Genomic DNA, 808 nt, shown 5'->3' with positions numbered 1-808 from the left:
TATGGGCAGCTTTCAATTGCCGTACTCAAGTCTATTAGTATTGATTGAATTGGGGTTACTGCATAGCACAGAACTGGAATCAGGAGAGATCGGCATTGAAACGCCATTGATACTGGCATATCAAGGCAAGAATTTGTCTCTGCAAGTGAATACGAAGGGCATCCGTCTGCTGTACTACCGTTTCACGCCGACGGGTAACGAACTGTGCAAACTGCTTGGCAACAAGCCAAATTCCCAGTACTACGATCAAATGCTCGCCTTGTTAAATCAAAAGTTTAGCGTAAGCACCGAAGCAAGCAGCAGCGTGAACTATACCGTTTAGTTTCGCTCTAGGAGCTTTAGGTCACCTATGATCTAAAAGCTCCTCAAGCAGTACACTAAGCTTTTGGCCACCCATGATCCAAAAGCTGAGTTAGCTGATCACACGACGCTGTTTAAGCTCATTCAAACACAACTCAACCAACTCTTCGACGCTCTTCTCGCCTGCTGGCAAATCAATTTCTGGATTGATTGGCGCTTGATATTCAGAATCAATACCCGTGAAATTTGGGATCTCACCTGCTCGCGCTTTTTTGTATAAGCCTTTTGGATCTCGGCCTTCACACACTTCGAGAGATGCATTCACAAACACTTCAATGAACTCACCTTCGGGCAGTAAATCGCGAACGAGTTGACGCTCAGCACGGTGAGGAGAAATGAACGCGGACAACACAATCAAACCCGCATCTGCCATCAGTTTAGCCAACTCGCCAATACGACGAATATTTTCACGACGATCTTGTTCAGAAAAGCCTAGATCACTACACAG

At 45.7% G+C, this 808-nt stretch carries 2 protein-coding genes; one reads left to right on the top strand and one right to left on the bottom strand.

Annotated features, from left to right (window positions below; genetic code table 11):
- On the top strand, positions 1 to 322 hold a 322-nt coding region (locus tag R7040_RS25750; RefSeq protein ID WP_318097472.1), incomplete at its 5' end, for a DUF2806 domain-containing protein.
- A 90-nt stretch (positions 323 to 412) separates the two neighbouring features.
- Here the strand turns inward: R7040_RS25750 and cysC are convergent.
- The coding region (cysC, locus tag R7040_RS25745) for an adenylyl-sulfate kinase (protein ID WP_318097471.1) at positions 413 to 808 on the bottom strand (396 nt) is incomplete at its 5' end.

It is taken from the genome of Vibrio sp. 1069 (genome assembly GCF_033340555.1).
The sequence above is the reverse complement of the archived record's forward strand: the minus strand, read 5'-3'. Positions and strand labels throughout refer to the sequence as shown.